The sequence below is a fragment of the Magnetospira thiophila genome (assembly GCF_054657015.1).
Genome location: NZ_BAAHXF010000002.1, coordinates 454842 through 474754, shown reverse-complemented (window position 1 = coordinate 474754; position 19913 = coordinate 454842). Strand labels below are relative to the sequence as shown.

Annotated in this window: 20 protein-coding genes; 6 read left to right on the top strand and 14 right to left on the bottom strand. The window is 61.9% G+C overall.

Annotation, left to right across the window (positions count from 1 at the left end):
* Positions 1-114: 114 nt before the first annotated feature.
* Positions 115-771 carry a hypothetical protein gene (locus ACYQ1P_RS11875; RefSeq protein WP_460020568.1) on the bottom strand — a complete coding sequence of 219 codons (657 nt, stop codon included), beginning with the start codon at positions 769-771 and terminating at the stop codon, positions 115-117.
* 53 nt (positions 772-824) lie between these two features.
* Here ACYQ1P_RS11875 and xth point away from each other — a divergent pair, with 53 nt between their 5' ends.
* Positions 825-1616: an exodeoxyribonuclease III gene (xth, locus tag ACYQ1P_RS11870; protein ID WP_460020567.1), complete on the top strand. Its 792-nt coding sequence runs from the start codon at positions 825-827 to the stop codon at positions 1614-1616.
* 4 nt (positions 1617-1620) lie between these two features.
* Positions 1621-2520 (top strand): D-hexose-6-phosphate mutarotase, encoded by a 900-nt coding sequence (locus ACYQ1P_RS11865; protein WP_460020566.1) that lies wholly within the window; start codon positions 1621-1623, stop codon positions 2518-2520.
* Positions 2521-2583: 63 nt separating this feature from the next.
* On the opposite strand, the gene ACYQ1P_RS11860 is transcribed toward ACYQ1P_RS11865, so the two are convergent.
* The 4 genes from ACYQ1P_RS11860 to ACYQ1P_RS11845 all read right to left on the bottom strand — a co-directional run bounded on the left by ACYQ1P_RS11860 (position 2584) and on the right by ACYQ1P_RS11845 (position 7013).
* Positions 2584-3975, bottom strand: a complete 1392-nt coding sequence (locus ACYQ1P_RS11860) for an NAD(P)(+) transhydrogenase (Re/Si-specific) subunit beta (RefSeq protein WP_460021643.1) — start codon at positions 3973-3975, stop codon at positions 2584-2586.
* Positions 3976-3999: 24 nt separating this feature from the next.
* Positions 4000-4419, bottom strand: coding sequence for an NAD(P) transhydrogenase subunit alpha part 2 (locus tag ACYQ1P_RS11855; RefSeq protein ID WP_460021642.1), 420 nt, complete (start codon positions 4417-4419; stop codon positions 4000-4002).
* A gap of 31 nt (positions 4420-4450) precedes the next feature.
* A complete protein-coding gene (locus ACYQ1P_RS11850; RefSeq protein WP_460020565.1) occupies positions 4451-5602 on the bottom strand; it encodes a Re/Si-specific NAD(P)(+) transhydrogenase subunit alpha in 1152 nt (383 codons plus the stop codon).
* A gap of 103 nt (positions 5603-5705) precedes the next feature.
* Positions 5706-7013, bottom strand: a complete 1308-nt coding sequence (locus ACYQ1P_RS11845) for a hypothetical protein (RefSeq protein WP_460020564.1) — start codon at positions 7011-7013, stop codon at positions 5706-5708.
* Between the two features lie 255 nt (positions 7014-7268).
* Between ACYQ1P_RS11845 and ACYQ1P_RS11840 the strand changes: the two genes are divergently transcribed.
* Both ACYQ1P_RS11840 and ACYQ1P_RS11835 read left to right on the top strand, forming a co-directional pair.
* Entirely contained in the window at positions 7269-8603 is a 1335-nt protein-coding gene (locus tag ACYQ1P_RS11840) for an ammonium transporter (protein WP_460020563.1), read from the top strand.
* Between the two features lie 31 nt (positions 8604-8634).
* Positions 8635-8973, top strand: coding sequence for a P-II family nitrogen regulator (locus ACYQ1P_RS11835; RefSeq protein WP_460020562.1), 339 nt, complete (start codon positions 8635-8637; stop codon positions 8971-8973).
* A gap of 54 nt (positions 8974-9027) precedes the next feature.
* Here ACYQ1P_RS11835 and ACYQ1P_RS11830 read toward each other — a convergent pair whose 3' ends face one another.
* Genes ACYQ1P_RS11830 through miaA form a run of 3 tightly spaced genes read right to left on the bottom strand, consistent with a single transcriptional unit; the run spans position 9028 to position 11083 of the window.
* Positions 9028-9357, bottom strand: coding sequence for a YbjQ family protein (locus ACYQ1P_RS11830; RefSeq protein WP_460020561.1), 330 nt, complete (start codon positions 9355-9357; stop codon positions 9028-9030).
* 13 nt (positions 9358-9370) lie between these two features.
* Complete coding sequence (locus ACYQ1P_RS11825) at positions 9371-10111, bottom strand: DUF4197 domain-containing protein (RefSeq protein WP_460020560.1); 741 nt, start codon at positions 10109-10111, stop codon at positions 9371-9373.
* Between the two features lie 15 nt (positions 10112-10126).
* Positions 10127-11083 carry a tRNA (adenosine(37)-N6)-dimethylallyltransferase MiaA gene (gene miaA, locus ACYQ1P_RS11820; protein ID WP_460020559.1) on the bottom strand — a complete coding sequence of 319 codons (957 nt, stop codon included), beginning with the start codon at positions 11081-11083 and terminating at the stop codon, positions 10127-10129.
* 63 nt (positions 11084-11146) lie between these two features.
* Here miaA and ACYQ1P_RS11815 point away from each other — a divergent pair, with 63 nt between their 5' ends.
* Positions 11147-11812, top strand: coding sequence for a B3/B4 domain-containing protein (locus ACYQ1P_RS11815; protein ID WP_460020558.1), 666 nt, complete (start codon positions 11147-11149; stop codon positions 11810-11812).
* Here the strand turns inward: ACYQ1P_RS11815 and ACYQ1P_RS11810 are convergent, their stop codons facing one another.
* From ACYQ1P_RS11810 to hflK, 6 genes are all read right to left on the bottom strand, one after another.
* The gene (locus ACYQ1P_RS11810) at positions 11813-13075 is read right to left on the bottom strand and encodes a DUF1015 domain-containing protein (protein ID WP_460020557.1); all 1263 of its coding nucleotides are present in this window, start codon (positions 13073-13075) and stop codon (positions 11813-11815) included.
* 81 nt (positions 13076-13156) lie between these two features.
* Complete coding sequence (locus tag ACYQ1P_RS11805; protein WP_460020556.1) at positions 13157-14527, bottom strand: TrpB-like pyridoxal phosphate-dependent enzyme; 1371 nt, start codon at positions 14525-14527, stop codon at positions 13157-13159.
* Positions 14528-14651: 124 nt separating this feature from the next.
* The gene (locus tag ACYQ1P_RS11800) at positions 14652-16181 is read right to left on the bottom strand and encodes a DegQ family serine endoprotease (RefSeq protein WP_460020555.1); all 1530 of its coding nucleotides are present in this window, start codon (positions 16179-16181) and stop codon (positions 14652-14654) included.
* A 118-nt stretch (positions 16182-16299) separates the two neighbouring features.
* On the bottom strand, positions 16300-16482 hold the full coding sequence (locus tag ACYQ1P_RS11795) for a DUF2065 domain-containing protein (RefSeq protein ID WP_460020554.1): 183 nt from the start codon (positions 16480-16482) through the stop codon (positions 16300-16302).
* A 3-nt stretch (positions 16483-16485) separates the two neighbouring features.
* Entirely contained in the window at positions 16486-17349 is an 864-nt protein-coding gene (gene hflC / locus ACYQ1P_RS11790) for a protease modulator HflC (RefSeq protein ID WP_460020553.1), read from the bottom strand.
* Positions 17350-17351: 2 nt separating this feature from the next.
* The gene (gene hflK, locus ACYQ1P_RS11785) at positions 17352-18497 is read right to left on the bottom strand and encodes an FtsH protease activity modulator HflK (RefSeq protein WP_460020552.1); all 1146 of its coding nucleotides are present in this window, start codon (positions 18495-18497) and stop codon (positions 17352-17354) included.
* A 143-nt stretch (positions 18498-18640) separates the two neighbouring features.
* Here hflK and ACYQ1P_RS11780 point away from each other — a divergent pair, with 143 nt between their 5' ends.
* On the top strand, positions 18641-19741 hold the full coding sequence (locus tag ACYQ1P_RS11780; RefSeq protein WP_460020551.1) for an Mrp/NBP35 family ATP-binding protein: 1101 nt from the start codon (positions 18641-18643) through the stop codon (positions 19739-19741).
* The last annotated feature ends 172 nt before the right edge of the window (positions 19742-19913 follow it).

Genomic DNA, 19913 nt, shown 5'->3' with positions numbered 1-19913 from the left:
GGGTTCTGCTTTTTCAGCCTTTCGTCAATCTGGAGGCGTCTTTGCCACCCGAAAAACGCACCGTCATCCCTAAGAGTCGGGGGGAAACAGGGTAGGCGAAGAGCCCCTGCCCTCTCACCAATCCTCGCACTTGCTATGTTCGCGCCGGTAGGCGGCGGGGGTGTCGATCTGGCTGTTGGCCCAGTCCATGCGGTCTTCCAGGGCCTGGAAATCTTTTTCCAGGGACCGGTAAAGGTCGTTGAGCATGGCCTGGGTGGCGGCGTTGGGGTCGTGGGTCCAGACCACCGGCACCCGCATGGCGGCGTTGATCGCCCGGGCCTTGAAGGATTCCAGGGAATCGTTGAGTTCGCGCCGGTACAGGGCCACATGGGTCAGTTCATGTTCCTTGGTCACCCGATAGGCGCAACTGCCGGGCTGGTAGCGGCGGGCGATATAGACCTCGAAATCCTTGAATCCCAGATGCAGATCCACTTTCGACAGGGAGACGCAGAACTGCCGTCCGTCGTTGGTTTCGGTGCGGGTGCGGGCCTGCAACCGGTAATCCAGCAGCCGCCGGGTCAGGCCAAGTACCTGGGTGCCATCGGCGTAGTTGCCGGCCCCGGTCAGCCGTCGCAGGTCGTTCAAGGTCTTGGTATTGTAGAAGCGCACGCCGCCGCGATCACTGGTCAGGGTGACGTCGATCAGGCTGTCGCCGCCCGGACAGCGGGCCGGGGCGGCGTTCACCGGAACACCGACAGTCATCAGCAACAGTGTCAACAGGAGCGTTTTCATCCTCTCAAGATAAGCCGATGGGGACTGTCTTCCAAGAGGGAGCGTGCTACAAGATGGACCAGGAGGAACCGCCCATGCCGACCATCGCCACCTGGAACGTCAACTCAGTCAAGGCCCGCCTGCCCCACCTGCTCGATTGGCTGCAACAGGCGGCCCCGGACGTGGCCCTGTTGCAGGAAATCAAATGCCTCGACGAGAACTTCCCGACCCTGGAAGTGAATGGCCTGGGCTATGAGGTGGCCACCGTCGGCCAGAAGACCTACAACGGCGTGGCAGTCCTCTCCAAAACGCCCATCAAGGTCTTGCAGCGCACCCTGCCCGGTGCCCCGGACGATGAACAAGCGCGCTATCTGGAGGCCCGCACCGGCGGCCTGCGGGTGGCGGCAATCTATCTGCCCAACGGCAACGGCGGCGATGACAAATATGCCTACAAGCTCGATTGGATGGCGCGGCTCTACGATCATGCTCGCAGCCTATTGCAAACCGAGGAACCTCTGGTTCTCGGCGGCGATTACAACGTCGCCCCGGAAGATGCCGACTGCCACGACCCCAAGGGCTGGGCCGATGATGCCCTGTGCCTTCCGGCCAGCCGTGCCGCGTTCCGCAAACTGCTGTGGCTCGGCCTGACCGATGCCTTCAAAAGCCAACACCCAGAGCCCGGGCGCTATACCTGGTGGGACTATCGCGGCGGCGGCTGGCAGAAAGATCTGGGCGTGCGCATAGATCACCTTCTACTCTCCCCCCAGGCCGCCGACCGGCTTGCCGAGTCGGGCATCGACCGCACCCCGCGCGGCTGGGAAAAACCCAGTGACCATACCCCTGTCTGGTGCCGATTGGAGGACTGACGAAATGACCATCGACCAACTGAACACCGATTTCGGCATTGCCGGGAAACTGACCCTGGTCGAAGGCCCCGGCGGTCTGACCATGCTCGATGTGAGCACCGCCCTGGCCACCGCCCGGGTGTCGCCCTACGCCGGTCAGGTGCTGGCCTATCGCCCGACCGGACAGACCGAGGACCTGCTGTTCCTCAGCCAGCAGGCCTATTACGCGCCGGGCAAGGCAATCAAGGGCGGGCTGCCGGTCTGTTGGCCCTGGTTCGGCCCCGACCCGGACGGCCTGGGACGCCCCGGCCATGGCTTCGTGCGCAACCGGGCTTGGAGCCTGTTGAGCACCGCCGAGCGGCCTGATGGGACCATCGAGATTCGCCTCGGCCTGAGCGACACGGAAGAGACCCGCGCCATCTGGCCGCATTCCTTCGAACTGGAACTGCGGGCGATCATCGGAGCGACCCTGGAGGTGGCCCTGATCACCCGCAACAGGGGCACCGAGGCGTTCCCCCTCACTCAGGCTCTGCACAGCTACTTCCGGGTTGGCGACATCGCCCAGGCCCGGGTGCTGGGGCTCGAGGGCTGCACCTACATCGACAAGATGGACAACAGCACCGAGAAGCCGCAAGCGGGGGCAGTGACCATTTCCGGCGAGACCGACCGCATCTATACCGGCGTCGGCCCCCATCTGAGCATCGAGGACCAGGCGCTGGGCCGCACGCTCGCCCTGACCTCGCAAGGCAGCGCCAGCGCCGTGGTCTGGAACCCCTGGGCCGCCACCGCCCAAGCCATGGCCGACCTGGGCGACGACGACTACAAGTCCATGCTCTGCGTCGAGACCACCAATGCCGGGCCGGATGTGGTCACCGTCGCTCCAGGCGGCGAACATGTGATGCAAGTCGCCATCGCAGTCAAATAAAATTCCCATACAAAAACGGCGGAGCCCGCAAGCTCCGCCGTTTTTTTGTCTGACCCTGGTCGGTCAGCCGAGGGCCTGAACGATCTGTTCGGTCATCTTCTTGGCATCGCCGAACAGCATCATGGTCTTGTCTTCGTAGAACAGCGGGTTGTCCACCCCGGCATAGCCGGGCGACAGGGAGCGCTTGACGAACAGCACCGTTCCCGCCTTGTCCACGTCGAGGATCGGCATCCCGGCGATGGGGCTTTGCGGATCGGTGCGCGCCACCGGATTGGTGACATCGTTGGCCCCGATCACATAAGCCACGTCGGCGGTGGAGAATTCGTGATTGATATCCTCCAACTCGAACACTTCGTCATAGGGAATGTTGGCTTCGGCCAGCAGCACATTCATGTGACCGGGCATGCGACCGGCCACCGGATGAATGGCATAGGCCACTTCCACGCCCTCTTTCTTCAGCAGATCGGCCATCTCACGCACCGCGTGCTGGGCCTGCGCCACCGCCATGCCGTAGCCGGGCACGATGATGACCTTGGAGGCATTGGACATGATAAAAGCCGCATCGTCCGCCGAACCGGCCTTGGCCTGTTTGTTGGGGTCGCGGGCACTCGCCCCGGCCCCGCCGCTATCACCGCCGAAGCCGCCCAACAGAACGTTGAAGATTGAGCGGTTCATACCCTTGCACATGATGTAGGACAGGATGGCACCGGACGAGCCGACCAGCGCGCCGGTGACGATCAGCGCCATGTTGGACAGGGTGAAGCCGATGCCGCAGGCCGCCCAACCGGAATAGGAGTTGAGCATTGAGACTACCACCGGCATATCGGCCCCGCCGATGGGCACGATGATCAGGAAACCGAGCACGAAGGCCAGCAGAGCCAGCAGCCAGAAAGCCGTATAGGCTTCCTCGGAGGAGAACCAGACGACCAGCACCACCATGATCACAGCCAGCAGGGCGTTCAGCGCATGTTGGCCCTTGAACACGATGGGATTGCCGCTCATCAGCCCTTGCAGCTTGGCGAAGGCGATCAGCGAGCCGGAGAAGGTAATGGCGCCGATGGCCGTGCCCAGGGACATTTCCACCAGCGATCCGGCATGAATCTGTCCAGCGATGCCAATGCCATAGGCTTCCGGGTTGTAGAGCGCTGCGGCGGCCACCAGCACGGCGGCCAGACCGACCAGACTGTGAAAGGCGGCGACCAACTGTGGCAATGCCGTCATCTGAATGCGCAGGGCAATGACAGTCCCCAGCGATCCACCGATGAGCATGCCGACGATGATCATCCAGTAGCTGATGACGCCCGGCTGCACCAGGGTGGTGATGACGGCGATCAGCATACCGACGACGCCGAACAGGTTGCCCTTGCGCGCCGTTTCCGGCGAACTCAGGCCCCGCAGCGCCAGGATGAACAGGACGGACGCGGCCAGATAGGCGAAGCCCGTGATATTTTCCATTCCACTCATGGGTCCGGCCCTCTCCTATTTCCGTTCTTTTTTCTTGAACATGGACAACATCCGTTGGGTGACGATGAATCCGCCGAAGATGTTGACGGAGGCCAGAGTCACAGCCAGGAAGCCCATGATCTTGGAAAAGCCGTAGCCATCCGGTCCGGCGGCCAGCAAGGCCCCGACGATGATGACCGAGGAAATGGCGTTGGTGACGCCCATGAGCGGTGAATGCAGGGCCGGAGTGACGCTCCAGACCACGTAGTAACCGACGAAAACCGCCAGCACGAAAACCGAAAACAAAAACAGGAACGGCGTGCTGTGGCTGACACCGGCCACATTCTCGACCATCGTCGAAGCACCATTGGAGGCGCTCAAAGCAGCGGCGGCGGTCTCGTTGCCCAGTCGCAGGGCCTCCTCGGCCATTTCCTTGGCCTGGGCGGCCATCTGCATGGCCTGTTCGGCGAGCTTGGTTGCGTCCATGTTACTTGCCCTCCCCGGTCAGTGCTGGATGGACCAGCCCGCCGTCCTTGCAGATCAATGTTCCCTTCACCGTCTCGTCGTCCCAATCGAAAGCCAGCGTCTTGCTGTCCTTGTTCACGTGAGGGGTGATGAAATTGAACAGGTTCTTGGCGAACAGGGAGCTGGCGTCCTCGGCCAGTCGGGACGGGACATTGTCGTGACCGACGATGGTCACCCCGTGCTTGACGATGACCTTGCCCAGTTGCGCCAGCTTGCAATTGCCGCCCATTTCCACCGCCAGATCGACGATGACCGATCCCTGCTTCATGGATTTGACCATGTCCTCGGTGATCAGTTCCGGGGCCGGGCGTCCGGGAATCAGGGCCGTGGTGATGACCATGTCCTGCTTCTTGATATGCTCGGCCACCACCGCCTTTTGCTTGGCGTAATATTCCGGCGGCATTTCCTTGGCGTAGCCGCCCGCCGTCTGGGCGTCCTTTTCCATTTCCGGATCGACCACCAGGAACTTGCCGCCCAGGCTTTCCACCTGTTCCTTGGTCGCCGGGCGCACGTCGGTGGCGGTCACCACCGCGCCGAGACGCTTGGCCGTGGCGATGGCCTGCAATCCGGCGACGCCGACGCCCATGATGAAGACCTTGGCCGGGGGAATGGTGCCCGCAGCCGTCATCATCATCGGGAAACCGCGTCCGAATTCCGAGGCCCCGTCCAACACCGCCTTGTAGCCGGACAGGTTGGACTGCGACGACAGGATATCCATGCTCTGCGCACGGGTGATGCGTGGCATCAATTCCATGGCGAAAGCGGTCAGACCGGCCTCCGCGTAGGCTTTCATGGTCTCGGCATTGGTCAGCGCGTCCATGCGGGCGATAACCACGGTGCCTTTTTCATAGGCCGACAGTTCGTCATCCTTGCCGCCGACCATCGGGCCTTGCACCTTGAGCACCACATCGGCCCCCTTGAGCAGGGTGTCGGCCTTGGCGGCAATGCTGGCTCCGGCAGCCTTGAAGGCGTCATCGGTGAACGAGGCACCGGCTCCGGCCCCCTTTTCCACCGCGACGTCGAAACCGAGAGCAACCAATTTCTTGATCGTATCCGGTGAGGCGGCCACGCGTTTTTCGCCAGCACGCCTTTCCTTGGGAATGGCAATTTTCATTATCGACTGTCTCCGCTTCCTCGAATTCGTTTGAGGGAGTCTGAATCGTGAGTTGTGGTTATGCCCTTTTCCAGGGCTCTAAGCAAGTGTGCGCCGCACAAACTTAAGATTCTCCTTCTCCGTCGGACAAAATGATTTTGGCCTTGGAAAGCGGCCCCGTGCGGCCGGGGGCCTTGAGGGTGACCGGGGCCACTCCCGCACCTTCAAACAGTGAAATGCCCGCCTGCAAAGACGCCGCGACCGACTTGCGATCCGGCATGTTCCACAAGTAGGCCACCGCATGGGGGGCGTCTTGCAGGCTCTGATGCAGCTTGCGGCGCACGCCGCCTTCGGTCCACATGCCGCCCACCCCGTCGGCCCCGGCGCGCAGCAGAACCAGCGGATCGGGCGACGAGGGGCTGAGGCGCAGCAGTACCCCGCCGCCAATCGGGCGCAGCACGTCGAGTACATCGCGGGCCAGGATTTCGTTGCCCGCCCCCACCGCCTCGAAAATCAGATGGCGGCGCGTACAATGCCCGGGAATTCCCTGCAAACAGTCATTGATTCGATCCCGACCGCCGCTCAGCACGGTCATCGCATGAATGGGCAGGATCACGTCCGTCCGTTGCGCCTCCGCCGGGGCATAAATCCGGGCCACCAAGTCGAGCAGGTCGCGATCCAGGTCACACAGAAAATCCACCCCGGCATTGGCTGGATAGAAGGCCCCATCGGACGTCTTGCGCCCCTCCACCTCGCGGATCGGAATGCATCGGTAGCCGACGATTCGCGCCACCCGCGCATCCCATATCGGCCGATAGCGGGCCTGCACCACGTTGCTGCCCAGATCGAACATACCCAGATCCAATGCCATGGCCGCCTTGAGGGTAGCGGGCTTGGGCTCGCGCGCCCGCACCTCGGTGACCGAGGCGGCGAGAACGTCCAGCCTGACCTCGCCGTCGGGGCCGAAGGCCTGCGCGGTGGGGACCTCCGCCGTATGGACCAGCGCCCCGCCGCCCGGATCGAAATGCGAGCCCATCAAACGATTACCCAGATCAATGGTGATCTCGCGCGCCTTGAAATGCGCCGAATCCGGCGTCTTGGCGGGAAAGGCGAGAACGAACATATCCTCTGCCGGTTGCTGGTAAATGTCTTTCGGGTCGAGATATTTCTGGATCAGGTTCTCGCTCATCAACTGAACCTTGGGGGCCAGACGCTCCCAGGCATCCCCCACCACCTCGCGAAACGCCGACAGGCTGATGACGTGGACCGCCGTCCCCAAATCCGGCGGCGTGCTGTCCAGAACATCGTCCAGGGTCTGGGTGAAACCCTCCAGGCGTTCCGACCAATGGGGCGGCTTGGGCGCCTCGGCCTCGGGCGACGGCTTGGCGGTCTTGTGAAAGCGTTTCCAAAGTCGACGCACAAAATGAGCCATCGAAAATTTTCGCCCCTCTAAGGCTTCGTGACGACCGATTGTAGCGTCCGGTCTCCGTTGTGCAAGAAGGCAACCAGATCACCCACCCAATCAATTTGCACCAATTTTGTGCAAATTCGCATTTTTATGACTCCCCAACTCGGTCCTCCCTTGACCGGACTCCCTTCTGTTTGTCAAAACTGCGTACTGCTTAGGCAGACATTGATATTGGGCTACCGGACTTCTCGATCCGGACGCCCCCAAGGGGGAAAGATCATGATGAGTAAATGTGCGAAAGCGCTCCCTGTCGCGCTGCTTCTGGGCGGGCTGGCGACCCTCTGGTCCGCCACGGCCCATGCTGCCGAAGGCGTGGACAGCGGTCATACGGCCTGGATCATTACTGCTACCGCTTTGGTGCTGTTCATGACCCTGCCCGGCCTGGCGCTGTTTTATGCGGGTCTGGTGCGGGCCCGCAATACCCTCAGCGTGCTGATGCATTGTTTCACCGTGGCCTGCATTTCCTCCATCCTCTGGGTGGTCATTGGCTACAGCATGGCGTTCGGCACAGTCGGCGGCGGCATCGTCGGCGGCATGGACAAGCTCTTCCTGTCCGGGATGACTCCTGAGTCGACCTCCGGTGCCTTGCCGGAAGTGGTTTTCATGATGTTTCAGATGACCTTCGCCATCATCACCCCGGCACTTATCCTCGGGGCCTTCGTCGAACGGGCCAAGTTCACCACCACCATGGCCTTCAGCGGCCTGTGGATGCTGCTCGTCTATGCGCCAGCGGTGCATTGGATCTGGGGCGGCGGCATGATGAGCGACGGCGGCCTGTTCGGCGAGTTGTTCGGCGTCGGGGTCAAGGATTTCGCGGGCGGCATCGTGGTTCATGCGACGGCAGGTTCGGCGGCGTTGGTGGCGGCCCTCATGATCGGCCCGCGCAAGGGCTTCCCGAACCATCTGCAACCGCCCCATTCCCCCGGCATGGTGATGACTGGAGCGGCCATGCTGTGGGTCGGCTGGTTCGGCTTCAACGGCGGCAGCGCCCTGGCGGCCAATGGCGGCGCGGGCATGGCCATCGCGGTGACCCATCTGTCCGCCGCCGTCGCCTCGCTGACCTGGATGGCGATGGAATGGCGTCAATACGGCAAACCGACCCTGGTCGGCATCGTCACCGGCATGGTCGCCGGGCTGGCAACGGTGACCCCGGCCTCGGGCTTCGTCGGCCCGCTGGGCGGCATGATCTGCGGTCTGGTCGGCGGCGGCGTCTGCTATGTGGCGGTAAACACCATCAAAATGCGCTGGCACATCGACGATTCGCTGGACGTTTTCGCCGTTCATGGAGTCGGCGGCATCCTCGGATCGCTGATGTTGGCGGTGCTGGCCCTGCCCTCCCTGGGCGGCATGGGGCTGGGCGACGGCGTCTCCGTGGGCAGCCAGTTGGCGTCCCAGGCGGCGGGAATCCTCATCGCGGTCGTCTGGTCCTCGCTTTTGACGTTCCTGATATTCAAGGCTCTGGCTGGGATTTTCGGCCTGCGCGTGGACCCGTCGGAAGAAACCGAGGGCGTGGATTTGACGGAATACGGCGAACGGGCCTACGATTTCAATTAATGCCAAGAGCATTCTTACCAAGGGACAACCCATGAAACTGATCATAGCCATCATCAAGCCGGCCAAGATCGAAGAAGTGCAGGATAATCTGCGCGACCTCGGCATCACCGGTGCCACGGTCTCCGAGGTTCGGGGCTACGGGCGGCAAAAAGGCCAAACCGAGATTTATCGCGGGGCCGAATATCACATCCAGTTCGTGCCCAAGCTGAAACTGGAAATCGCCGTGCCGGACGAATACGTGGAAAGCACCATCGACGCCATCAGCAAGGGGGCGCACACCGACAAGATCGGCGACGGCAAGATCTTCGTCCTGGATCTGGAACAGGCGGTCCGCATCCGCACCGGGGAAACCGACCGCGACGCGCTATAAACGAAAAAAAGGGCACCCCGAACAGCGAGGTGCCCTTTTTTTGAAAGTGCGTCCTCAGCCCAGCTTGACCGCCGTGCCGTTGGCGCTGACCATCAACAGAGTCTTTTCGTCGCCGCCGATGGTGTCGTAATCCAGGTCGATGCCGATGACCGCATCGGCCCCCATTTCCTTCGCCTCTTCCACCAGATCCTCAAGCGCCAATTCCTTGGCCTTGCGCAATTCCTTCTCGTAGGAACCGGATCGGCCCCCGATGAAATCGCGCACGCCGGCGAACAGATCCTTGAAGAAATTGGTACCCATCACCGCATGTCCGGCGACGATTCCGAGCACCTGGGTGACTTGACGGCCTTCGACCGTGTCGGCAGTGGTGGTGGTCAAAATCATGAAACTTATCCTCCTAATTTCCAAAAGTGCGTTGCAGAATTTCGGTCACCCGCTTGGCCGGTTGCTGACGGATTGCCGCTTCCTCGCGGGCCAGATACAGGAACATGCCGCCAATGGCTTCTTCCAGCACATGGTCGGTCAGATCCAGATTGAGTTGCGGCGCGAAGGGCACGGTTTTCACCCGCGCCACCACCTGCTGATAGAGCTGCACCGCCCCGACCTGGGCAATGTTTTCCTCGACGATGGGCCGCATCGCGGATTTCAGTTCCGGGGTCATATGGCCCTGGAAATAGCGGGTCGCCGCGTCCTCCGGCCCGTCGTAAATGGCCTTGGCATCATCCAGGCTCATGGCCGTGATGGCATTCCAGAACAGTTGCTTGGCCTGCGGCGTCGCCTGCTCGGCGGCCCTGTTCATGCGCAGCTCCAGGTCGTCGAGGGTGCCCGACAGGCCCAGGCCGCCCAACAGGCTCTTGGCATCGGAAAGGGCCTTGGGCAACGGAATATGAACTTGCGGATCGGCGTTGAATCCGTCCGGGCGGCCCAGTTGGCCGACCACCGTCTCGGTGCCGACGCGCAAGGCCTCTTTCAGTCCGGCGATCAGATCTTCATTGCCCAGGATCAGGGAGTCGTTGCCCGTGGACTTGTTCGCGCCGCCGCCCAGCACCCCTTGCATCAGGGTATCGAACGGCCCCGCCTGAGCCACCGGCATCCCCGCCAATAGCACGCCCGTCACCACCAGTAGCGCTTTCCGCATTTTCATTCTCCTTGTTCAGCCGTTCGGGCTACCATGCAACCGTGCCCCAAGATAGGTCAACAGGTCGTCGCGGACCTGCGGAATATTGGGGTGCCTCGCCACCTGCTCGGCCTTCATCTGATGGCGAAACCAGGTGGTCTGCCGCTTGGCATATTGGCGGGTCGCCCGCTGCGCCGCCGCACGGGCCTCGGCCTCGGACAAATCCCCCCGCCACAGGCCGAGCAGCGCCGGGACCCCCACCGCCTTCATGATCGGCAGGTCGGGATCGAGGTCCAGGGCCGCCAGGGCTGCCACTTCCTGCAAGCCCCCCTGTGCCAACATGGCATCGAACCGCCGGTCACAGCGGGCATAGAGCACCTCGCGCGGCGGCTCCAGGAGCAATCTGGTGAACCGTACTCCGGGTAAAGGGGACTGCGGCGGATAGTCTTTCTGCCATTGGGATAGGCTGCGACCGGTCCCCCGAACCACCTCATAGGCGCGAATCAGCCGCTGTCGGTCGCCGTCGGGCAGTCGGGCGGCGCTTTCAGGGTCCAAGTCCGCCAGATGGAGCCGGAAGGCCGCGCCGCCCAAGTCGTCGAACAGCGACGACGCCTCCTGACGCACTCCGTCATCCACCGCCGGAATGGGCGACAGGCCCTCGACCAGCGCCTTGAGATACAGCCCGGTGCCGCCGACCAGCAGCGGCAATCTCCCGGACTCCCAGCATAACTGAATCTCGCTCAGCGCCAGATCCAGCCAGTGGGCCACCGAACAGGCCTCCCGACCGGACAGGCAGCCATAGAGGCTGTGCGGGGCCTGCGCCTCCTCCTCAGGGGTCGGACGGGCGGTAATGATCTTCAATTCCCGATAAATTTGCATGCTGTCGGCATTGATGATGGTGGCCCCGAATTCGGCGGCAATATCCAGCGCCAACGCCGTCTTGCCGCTGGCGGTCGGTCCGGCGAGCAGCAGAATGTCATTTGATTTTGTCATGAGATCGTCATACCACGACTGAGGAGCTGGACCCTTCACCCGATTGGGGCACCCCCGAGACAGATGATACCGATCACCATATCCGACGATTTCGCGCAACGAAACATTACTGTCTCCCTGGGGGGGCTGGGGTGCCGTTTGCGGGTGCAAGAAAGCCACCCGGACCTGGAACGCGCCCTGGACGATGAGATCCAAATCGCCCACCAACAGATTGAACAGACCCCCATCTCCCAATGGCCGCCCATCGAAGGCACCCGCAAGGCCTATCGCGCCCTGGGCAAGGACCCGGCCCGCTACCGCCCGTCCGCCGAAGCGTTGTTGCGACGGGTGCAGTCGGGCAAGGACATTTATCGGGTCAATACGGTGGTCGACGTGAACAACCTGATTTCCATCCGCACCGGCTATTCCATCGGCGCCTATGACCTGAGTAAGGTGCGGGGAGCGATTCAATTCCGCCGCGCCGCAGCGGGCGAGAGCTACGCCGGTATCGGTCGCGGACCGCTGAATCTGGAAGGATTGCCGATCTTTGCCGACGACGATGGCCCGTTCGGTAGCCCGACCTCTGATTCCGAACGTACCTGTATTGATCTCACGACCCAAAACCTGTTGATGGTATTGATCGGCTTTGGAGACGCGCCCGGCCTGCGCGAGGCCATGGCCCATACCATAGGGGCGCTGGAAGTCTTCTGCGATGCCGGAGACGTGGAAATGAGTCTGCTGACGGGCTGATCAATCCAACGGGTTGGAGACCAAACCGTCGGCCAGCTTGGGCTCGAACCAGGTGGATTTGGGCGGCATGATCTCCCCCGCCTCGGCCACCGCCATCAATTCCTCCATGGCGGTCGGATAGAGGGCAAAAGCAACGGCCCAGCCGTCGTCATCCACCCGCGCCTGCAACCCCTCCAGACCGCGAATGCCGCCGACGAAATCAATCCGCGAATCCCGGCGTAGATCGGTGATGCCGAGGATCGGATCGAGCAGCCGGTCGGTCAACAGACTGACATCAAGGCCCGCCTTGGGGTCCTCGGGAACCGGCTCCTTGAGGGTCAGGCCGTACCATGTGCCGCCCAGATACATGCCGAAATGGCCCTTGGCGGACGGCTTGAACATTCCAACAGAGGGCGTCACGTGAAATGCGCCGGTCAGTCGCTCCAGAAAAGCGTCGGTCGTAAGGCCGTTCAGATCGCGGACAATCCGGTTGTAATCCAGAATACGCATATGATCGCTGGGAAAGGAAACGGCCAGGAACGACTCATAGGGCTCGTCCCCCTGTGGCGCCGGGGCAGCTTCACGCCGGGCCTGGGCCACCCGCGACGCGGCGGCCGAACGATGATGTCCATCGGCGATATAAATCGCTGGCATGGACTCGAAAATCTCGGTGATTTGATCACAGATCTCCGACTCGAAGATCACCCACAGGCTATGGGTCACCCCGGCCTCGTCGGTCACCTCGTAACTGACGGGGAACGCCGTCACCCGCTTGAGCAGCGCCGTCAAACGGTTGTCAGGGCGATGGGCCAGCAGCACCGGCCCGGTCTGCGCATTGACCGTGTCGATTTGCCGTACCCGGTCGTCTTCCTTGGCCGGACGGGTCAGTTCGTGCTTGCGAATGCGGTTGGCATCGTAGGCCGCCACTGAGGCCGCGCCGACGATCCCGGTCTGCACATGATCGCCCATGCTCAGACGATAGGCGGAATAGGTCGGGATCTCGTCGCGGACGATCACTCCTTGGTCAATCAAGCGGCGCAGATTGACCGCCCCGGTCGCGTAGACCTCCGGCGCATAAGGATCGGTGCCCTCGGGCAGGTCGATTTCCGGACGTGATATATGCAGAAAACTCGATGGCTTACCCCGGGCCAGCGCCGCCGCCTCCTCGAAGCTTACCACGTCATAGGGAGGGGCAGCCACATCGGCAGCCTGATCGGGATGGGGACGCAGCCCGGTGAACGGGCGAAGCAGCGGCAGCGGGCGCGGAACGGACTGATCAGACACCGAAAATTCCAATTGCATTTGTTAACTTGGACTTGCAGGGCGGAAGTCCTCGGACTCCCGCCCTCACAAAAAATGAATGACCTATTCCGCCGCCACTTGCGGCAGGCCGTTGAGCGCTTCCTGGAGCGCCGCCGGATCATAGTCGCGGTCTTCCAGCTTGCCGGCGAAGTAGTCCGTATAGGCCGCCATATCGAAATGACCATGGCCGGACAGGTTGAACAGGATGTTGCGCGATACCCCCTCGGCCTTGCAGCGCAGGGCCTCGTCCACCGCTTCCTTGACCGCATGGGTGGATTCCGGAGCCGGGATGATGCCCTCGGCACGGGCGAAGGCCACCCCGGCCTCGAAGCAGCCGGTCTGGTGATGGGACACCGCCTCAATCAGTCCCTGGTCGAGCAGGTGGCTGACGATGGGCGACATGCCATGATAGCGCAATCCCCCGGCATGGAAACCCGGCGGCATGAAGGAGGAGCCCAGGGTATGCATCTTGACCAGCGGGGTCAGGTGGGCCGTATCGCCGAAATCGTAAGCAAAGGTGCCGCGAGTCAGGGTCGGACAGGCCGCCGGTTCGACAGCCACGATGCGCACGTTCATGCCGTCGCGGATTTTCTTACCGACAAAGGGGAAAGCCAAACCGCCGAAGTTGGAACCGCCCCCGGCGCAACCGATCACCACATCCGGCTGCTCACCGGCCATGGCCATCTGTTCGATGGCTTCGACGCCGATCACCGTCTGATGCAGCAAGACGTGATTGAGCACCGAGCCCAGGGAATATTTGGTGTCGTCCCGCTGCGCCGCCAGTTCCACCGCCTCGGAAATGGCGATGCCCAACGAGCCATTGGAGTTGGGGTCCTTCTCCAGGACGGCACGACCGGAGGCCGTCTCCATGGAGGGGCTGGGCACACAACGCGCCCCGTAGGCTTCCATCAAGGCGCGGCGATAGGGTTTTTGATGATAGGACACCTTCACCATGTAGACGTCCACCTGCAACCCGAACAGATGACCGGCATAGGCCAACGAGGAGCCCCATTGCCCGGCCCCGGTCTCGGTGGTCAGTTTCTTGACCCCTTCCGCGGCGTTATAGAAGGCCTGCGCCACCGCCGTATTGGGTTTATGCGAGCCGGACGGGCTGACGCCTTCGTATTTGTAGTAAATATGGGCCGGGGTATCGAGGGCCTTCTCCAGGCGGCGCGCCCGGTATAGCGGCGATGGCCGCCACTGACGATAGACCTCACGCACCGGCCCGGGAATCTCAATATGCCGTTCGGTGGAGACTTCCTGGGCGATACAGGCCATGGGAAACAGCGGCGCCAGATCCTCCGGCCCGATCGGCTGGCCGGTTCCCGGATGCAGCACCGGCGCCATGGGCACCGGCAGATCGGCCAGCACGTTGTACCAATCCTTCGGAATGCGATCCTCGGACAACAGATATTTTACCGTTTCGTCGCTCATGTCCCCTCCCCCGTTGGTTTTGGTTGATGGTTGCTGCCCCTTTCTAGCCCCCAACCCGAAGACTGGCAAAACAAAAACGGCGTCCCGCGAAGGACGCCGTTCCATATCCGGGGACAATTGGGGTTTAGCCCTCGCGCAGCCGCACGCCGACGATGCGCAGGTCGCCCTGCCGCTCGACGAACAACAGCACCGAACGACGGCTGCTCTTGCGGGCTTCGTCGATGCGCTGCACCACGTCCTTGGGCTCGGTAATTTCGTACTGGTTGACCTCGACGATGATGTCGCCTTCCTGGACGCCCTTTTCGGCGGCCGGGCCATCCTGATCGACGCTGGTGACCACCACACCCTTGATCTCGCCCTCGCCGAGGCTGAAGCGGTTGCGGACCGCATCGTTGGCCTGGGCCACACTGAGACCGAGGGAGTCGATATCCAGCGACCCGGACTTAGTGTTGGTCGGCTTGGCGGTGGTTTCGGCGTCGGCGACTTCCGACTCCTCCAACTCACCGATGACCACGGAGAGTTTCTGCGTTTCGCCATTGCGCCAGACGGTCACCGGCACCGCCTTGTCGATTTCCGTCTCGGCGACCATGCGCGGCAGATGACGCATTTCATCGACGTCCTGGCCGTTGAACGACAGGATCACGTCACCGGACTGAATCCCGGCGACCTTGGCCGGGCCGTCGTCACTCACCCCGGCGACCAGCGCGCCCTTGGGTTCCTTGAGACCAATGCTCTCGGCGATTTCCTCGGTGACATGCTGAATACGCACCCCGAGCCAGCCGCGCTTGGTGCGACCGAACTTGATCAACTGACCGATCACCGGCTTGGCGACGTCCATGGGCAGGGCAAAGCCGATGCCCACACTGCCGCCGGAGGGCGAATAGATGGCCGTGTTGATGCCGATCACCTCGCCATCAAGATTGAACATGGGGCCGCCGGAGTTGCCCTTGTTGATGGAGGCGTCGGTCTGAATGAAATCGTCGTAGGGACCGGCGTTGATATCGCGCCCCTGGGCCGACACGATGCCCGCCGTCACGGTGCCACCGAGACCGAACGGATTGCCGATGGCCAACACCCAGTCGCCGACCCGCACCTTGCCGGAATCCCCCAGGGCCAGCGGCGGCACATCGAGTTTCTTGCCCTCTGACAGCTTGAGCACCGCCACATCGGTCTTCGGATCACGACCGACCAGTTCGGCTTCCAGCCGGGTGTCATCCTGAAGAATGACGAAAATCTTGTCGGCGCCTTCGATCACATGGTTGTTGGTCACCACAAAGCCGCCTTCGATGACGAAGCCGGAGCCGAGGGAAGAGGCGCGCCGCTTACCCGGCTCATGCCCTGGTCCCTGGCCCTCGCCCTGTTGATCGAAAAAGTGCTTGAAGAAATCCTCGAACGGCGAGCCTGGAGGAAACTGCGGCATTTCGATGCCCGGTTGCCCCTGCACGACCTGAGAGCTGGAAATATTGACCACGGAAGGCGACAGGCGCTCGGCCAGATCGGCGAAGCTCTCCGGGGCACCGCGCGCCTGGGCGGCGGCGGCGGCGGCCAGCGTGGCAATGGCCAGCAGACCGATGATCATCCAGCGCACCATGCGGTCATCGGGCAATGCCTCGCGCGCTGATATAAACACCCGCGACAACTTTCGTTGGCTCATTTTGGAATTCTCCGTCATTTCTTAAACAGGTCCTTTACCTGAGCGAATATGCAAAAAGAATGTGGCCGAAGCTTGGCAAGGGCACAGTTGATCACGGCATTGTGAGGAAACCGTTAATTCAGGCCGACAACCAGACGATCAGCACGCCCAGAACCGCCGCCGCCAGACCGGCGGCGCGCAGGGTCCCGGAGGGGGTCCGAAGGAGCTGCGCCATCATCTTGCGCATGCCATCGGGAAACAGGGCATAGAGCATCCCTTCGAGGGCGATGGCCAAACCCAACGCCGTGAAGAGATGCGCCATGACTTAGCGTCCAGTGCTCGACTGGAAGTAGCGGAAGAACTCCGAGTCCGGGCTCAGAACCATGGTGGTGCCCTCGCCGAGCCCCTTCTCATAGGCCCCGAGAGTCCGGTAGAGATCGAAAAACTCCGGGTCCCGGACATAAGCGTCGCTGAGGATCAGGGTTCGTGCAGCATCGCCCTCACCGCGCAGTGTCTCGGATTTCTGCTTGGCTTCGGCCATGATGATGGTGCTTTGACGGTCGGCGTCTGCTTCGATGTTGAGCTTCTGCCGTTCTCCCTCAGCACGGATCTCGGCAGCATAGGCCTTACGATCAGACCGCATCCGGTTGTACACGGAAGCCGACGTGGCTTCCGGCAGGTCGGTGCGGCCAATGCGCACATCCACCACCTCGACCCCGAACTCCGGCGCCTTTTCTTTCAGGTTGGCCGTAATCCGATCCATGACTTCCTGCCGCTTGTTGCTCAGCATGTCAGCCAGAAAAACCTGCCCGACCTCGGCCCGAACCGCAGAGTTGAGCTGCGCCCCGAAAATGCTGCGGAAGTTGGTATCCGTGCCGGCTCTTTTGCGGAATTCCAACGGATCGACGATCCGGTAGCGAACAAAAGAATCCACGTTAACGCGCTTCTGATCGGCCAAGGGTGCTTCCTGCGGCGGCGGGTCCAGATCCAGAATGCGACGTTCGTAGTACTCCACGTTCTGAACAAAGGGCAACTTGAAGTGCAGGCCGGGTTCGTTGCGAACGGCAATGGGATTACCGAACTGAAGCACCAGGGCCTGCTGGGTCTGTTGCACCGTAAACATGGCACTGGACGCGATGACCCCCATCACCACCAATACGACAGCCAGAAATATGAAACGGGGCTTCATGATCAATTCCCTCTTGGCTGTTGCGGACCGAACCGGCCCAGTTGATTGAGCGGCAGGTAGGGCACGACGCCCTGTTTGCCCTGCGCCTTCTCATCAATGATGACTTTGTTGGCATTGCCCATGACATCCTGCATACGCTCCAGATAGAGACGCTTGCGGGTGATGCCCTTGTTCTGGGCATAGGCATTGTAAATATCGATAAACCGCTGGGATTCACCTTTGGCTTCCAGAACCATCTGTTCCTTGTAAGCCGTGGCCTGCTGGATCATCCGTTCACCCTGACCTTTGGCCCGGGGCACAATGTCGTTGCGATAGGTGTTGGCCTCGTTGACCAGACGTTCCTGATCCTGTTTGGCCCGCTGCACGTCGTTGAAGGCATCAATCACCTCTTTCGGCGGGTCGGTTTCCAGCAACTTCACTTCGGTAATCAGCACGCCGGACTGGTAGGAATCGAGAATCTGCTGCAATAAATCCTGGGAATTCGCCTGCACCTTGGGACGTTCCTTGGATAGGGTGTTCTCCAGGGTTGTCTGACCAACCACTTCGCGCATGGCGCTTTCCGCCGCCGCCTTGATGGTCGCCACGGGATTGCGAATATTGAACAGGAAATCCGCCGCGTTCTTGATCTTCCATTGGACCTGGAATTTCAGGTCAACAATGTTCTGATCGCCGGTCAGAATCAGGCTTTCCTGCGGCACGTCCTGCTTGCCGAGGCTCCGTCCGCCGACATCTTCACCGCCCCGGTAACCCACCGGGATCGTATTGATCTTCTCCACGTTCGGTCGGATGATCTCGCCCATCGGCGACGGCATCCACCAATGCAGGCCAGCCGGAGTCTGCGAGACATACTTGCCGAACAGCAGCTGCACGCCAACCTCGCCAGGCTGCACCCGATAAAAACCTGTACCGGCCCAAACCAGGGCCAGAACAATCACCACCAGGCCGAAACCGCGCGCCCCGCCCAGACCGCCGCCGGGGATGAATCCCTTCATGCGTTCCTGGGTCTTGCGCATCATTTCTTCGATATCGGGCGGGGTGGGTCCGCGACCGCCGCCTCCAGACGGGCCTCGGCCGCCGCCCCACGGGCCTTGCCCGCCGCCGCCGCCGCCGCCGCCCCAGGGGCCGCCTCCTTGTGGATTCCATGCCATGGATATCACCCTTTCCTTATTTAATTCGATTCCGGCCTTTGAACTCTCGAACGGTGGCCTTATATGACAGACAGCCGAGCGGCGCAACGCAGCTCGATGTAACTTATTGCCGAATATCGGTTGGTTGGTTTGGAGATTCAAGTATGACCCACGTGACAGAACAACAAATCCTTGAAGCCTTGCAGGGCGTAAACGATGCGGAACGCGGCAATAACGTCGTCGATCTGGGCATGATTACAGGCATGCAAATAAAAGACGGCCATGTGGCATTTGCCATCCAGGTGGACCCGGAGCGCGGTCCGCACATGGAGCCGCTGCGCAAGGAAGCGGAACAGACTGTGCATAATCTGCCCGGGGTGATTTCGGTCACCGCCGTGCTCACCGCCGAGCGCCCGCAGGAAGGCGGCCCGGTGGGTCAGCAGGAACTTGATAATGTTTTGCTGCCGCATGTGGCCTCCATCGTCGCCGTGGCCTCGGGCAAGGGCGGCGTCGGCAAATCCACCACCGCCGTCAATCTGGCCATCGCCCTGCGCGACAAGGGTCTGAAGGTGGGCATTCTGGATGCCGACATCTATGGCCCGTCCATGCCGCGCATGCTGGGCATCACCGGCGATCCGACCTCGGCCGACGGCCGTCGCATGGACCCGATGATGAACCATGGCATCAAATGCATGTCCATGGGCTTCCTGGTCGAGGAAGAAACCCCGATCATCTGGCGCGGCCCGATGGTCATGGGGGCCCTGGAGCAGTTCATGCGCGACGTGGACTGGGGGCAGTTGGATGTCATGGTCGTCGACATGCCCCCGGGCACCGGCGACGTGCAGTTGACCATGGCCCAGCGCGTCCCGCTGACTGGCGCAGTGATCGTCTCCACCCCGCAGGACATCGCCCTGGCCGATGCCCGCAAGGGTCTCAACATGTTCCGCAAGGTTGACGTGCCGGTGCTCGGCATCATCGAGAACATGAGCTATTTCGCCTGCCCGCATTGCGGCGAGCGGACCGACATTTTCAGCCACGGCGGGGCCAAGGACGAGGCCGACCTGCTCGGCATGACCTTCCTCGGCGAAGTGCCGCTGGACGTGCAGATTCGCGAGACCTCCGATGGCGGCAATCCGATCGTCGACTCCGATCCGGAGAGCCCGCATTCCAAGGCCTATCGGGAAATCGCCGACAAGGTTTGGGCTCAGGTCGAGCAGCAACTGGCCAAAAAAGCTGCCCAGGCGCCGAAGATCGTGCTGCAATAAGGCTCGATTCCCTACCGAAAAGGCCTCCACCCCGGTGGGGGCCTTTTTTCGGCCGCACTGAAAAGATAATTTGCAACTGCGTCAGCCGCTAATCTGATATGATCGACCAAACGACGGAATCCTGATTGGTCAGACGCAAAGAATGCGCTATTGCTGTCGCCCGCTCCGCCGC

Bases quoted from the DNA above. Each gene is read 5' to 3' on its own strand.
- ACYQ1P_RS11875 (WP_460020568.1), bottom strand. From the start codon at position 771: ATGAAAACGCTCCTGTTGACACTGTTGCTGATGACTGTCGGTGTTCCG.
- xth (WP_460020567.1), top strand. From the start codon at position 825: ATGGACCAGGAGGAACCGCCCATGCCGACCATCGCCACCTGGAACGTC.
- ACYQ1P_RS11865 (WP_460020566.1), top strand. From the start codon at position 1,621: ATGACCATCGACCAACTGAACACCGATTTCGGCATTGCCGGGAAACTG.
- ACYQ1P_RS11860 (WP_460021643.1), bottom strand. From the start codon at position 3,975: ATGGAAAATATCACGGGCTTCGCCTATCTGGCCGCGTCCGTCCTGTTC.
- ACYQ1P_RS11855 (WP_460021642.1), bottom strand. From the start codon at position 4,419: ATGCAGATGGCCGCCCAGGCCAAGGAAATGGCCGAGGAGGCCCTGCGA.
- ACYQ1P_RS11850 (WP_460020565.1), bottom strand. From the start codon at position 5,602: ATGAAAATTGCCATTCCCAAGGAAAGGCGTGCTGGCGAAAAACGCGTG.
- ACYQ1P_RS11845 (WP_460020564.1), bottom strand. From the start codon at position 7,013: ATGGCTCATTTTGTGCGTCGACTTTGGAAACGCTTTCACAAGACCGCC.
- ACYQ1P_RS11840 (WP_460020563.1), top strand. From the start codon at position 7,269: ATGATGAGTAAATGTGCGAAAGCGCTCCCTGTCGCGCTGCTTCTGGGC.
- ACYQ1P_RS11835 (WP_460020562.1), top strand. From the start codon at position 8,635: ATGAAACTGATCATAGCCATCATCAAGCCGGCCAAGATCGAAGAAGTG.
- ACYQ1P_RS11830 (WP_460020561.1), bottom strand. From the start codon at position 9,357: ATGATTTTGACCACCACCACTGCCGACACGGTCGAAGGCCGTCAAGTC.
- ACYQ1P_RS11825 (WP_460020560.1), bottom strand. From the start codon at position 10,111: ATGCGGAAAGCGCTACTGGTGGTGACGGGCGTGCTATTGGCGGGGATG.
- miaA (WP_460020559.1), bottom strand. From the start codon at position 11,083: ATGACAAAATCAAATGACATTCTGCTGCTCGCCGGACCGACCGCCAGC.
- ACYQ1P_RS11815 (WP_460020558.1), top strand. From the start codon at position 11,147: ATGATACCGATCACCATATCCGACGATTTCGCGCAACGAAACATTACT.
- ACYQ1P_RS11805 (WP_460020556.1), bottom strand. From the start codon at position 14,527: ATGAGCGACGAAACGGTAAAATATCTGTTGTCCGAGGATCGCATTCCG.
- ACYQ1P_RS11800 (WP_460020555.1), bottom strand. From the start codon at position 16,181: ATGAGCCAACGAAAGTTGTCGCGGGTGTTTATATCAGCGCGCGAGGCA.
- ACYQ1P_RS11795 (WP_460020554.1), bottom strand. From the start codon at position 16,482: ATGGCGCATCTCTTCACGGCGTTGGGTTTGGCCATCGCCCTCGAAGGG.
- hflC (WP_460020553.1), bottom strand. From the start codon at position 17,349: ATGAAGCCCCGTTTCATATTTCTGGCTGTCGTATTGGTGGTGATGGGG.
- hflK (WP_460020552.1), bottom strand. From the start codon at position 18,497: ATGGCATGGAATCCACAAGGAGGCGGCCCCTGGGGCGGCGGCGGCGGC.
- ACYQ1P_RS11780 (WP_460020551.1), top strand. From the start codon at position 18,641: ATGACCCACGTGACAGAACAACAAATCCTTGAAGCCTTGCAGGGCGTA.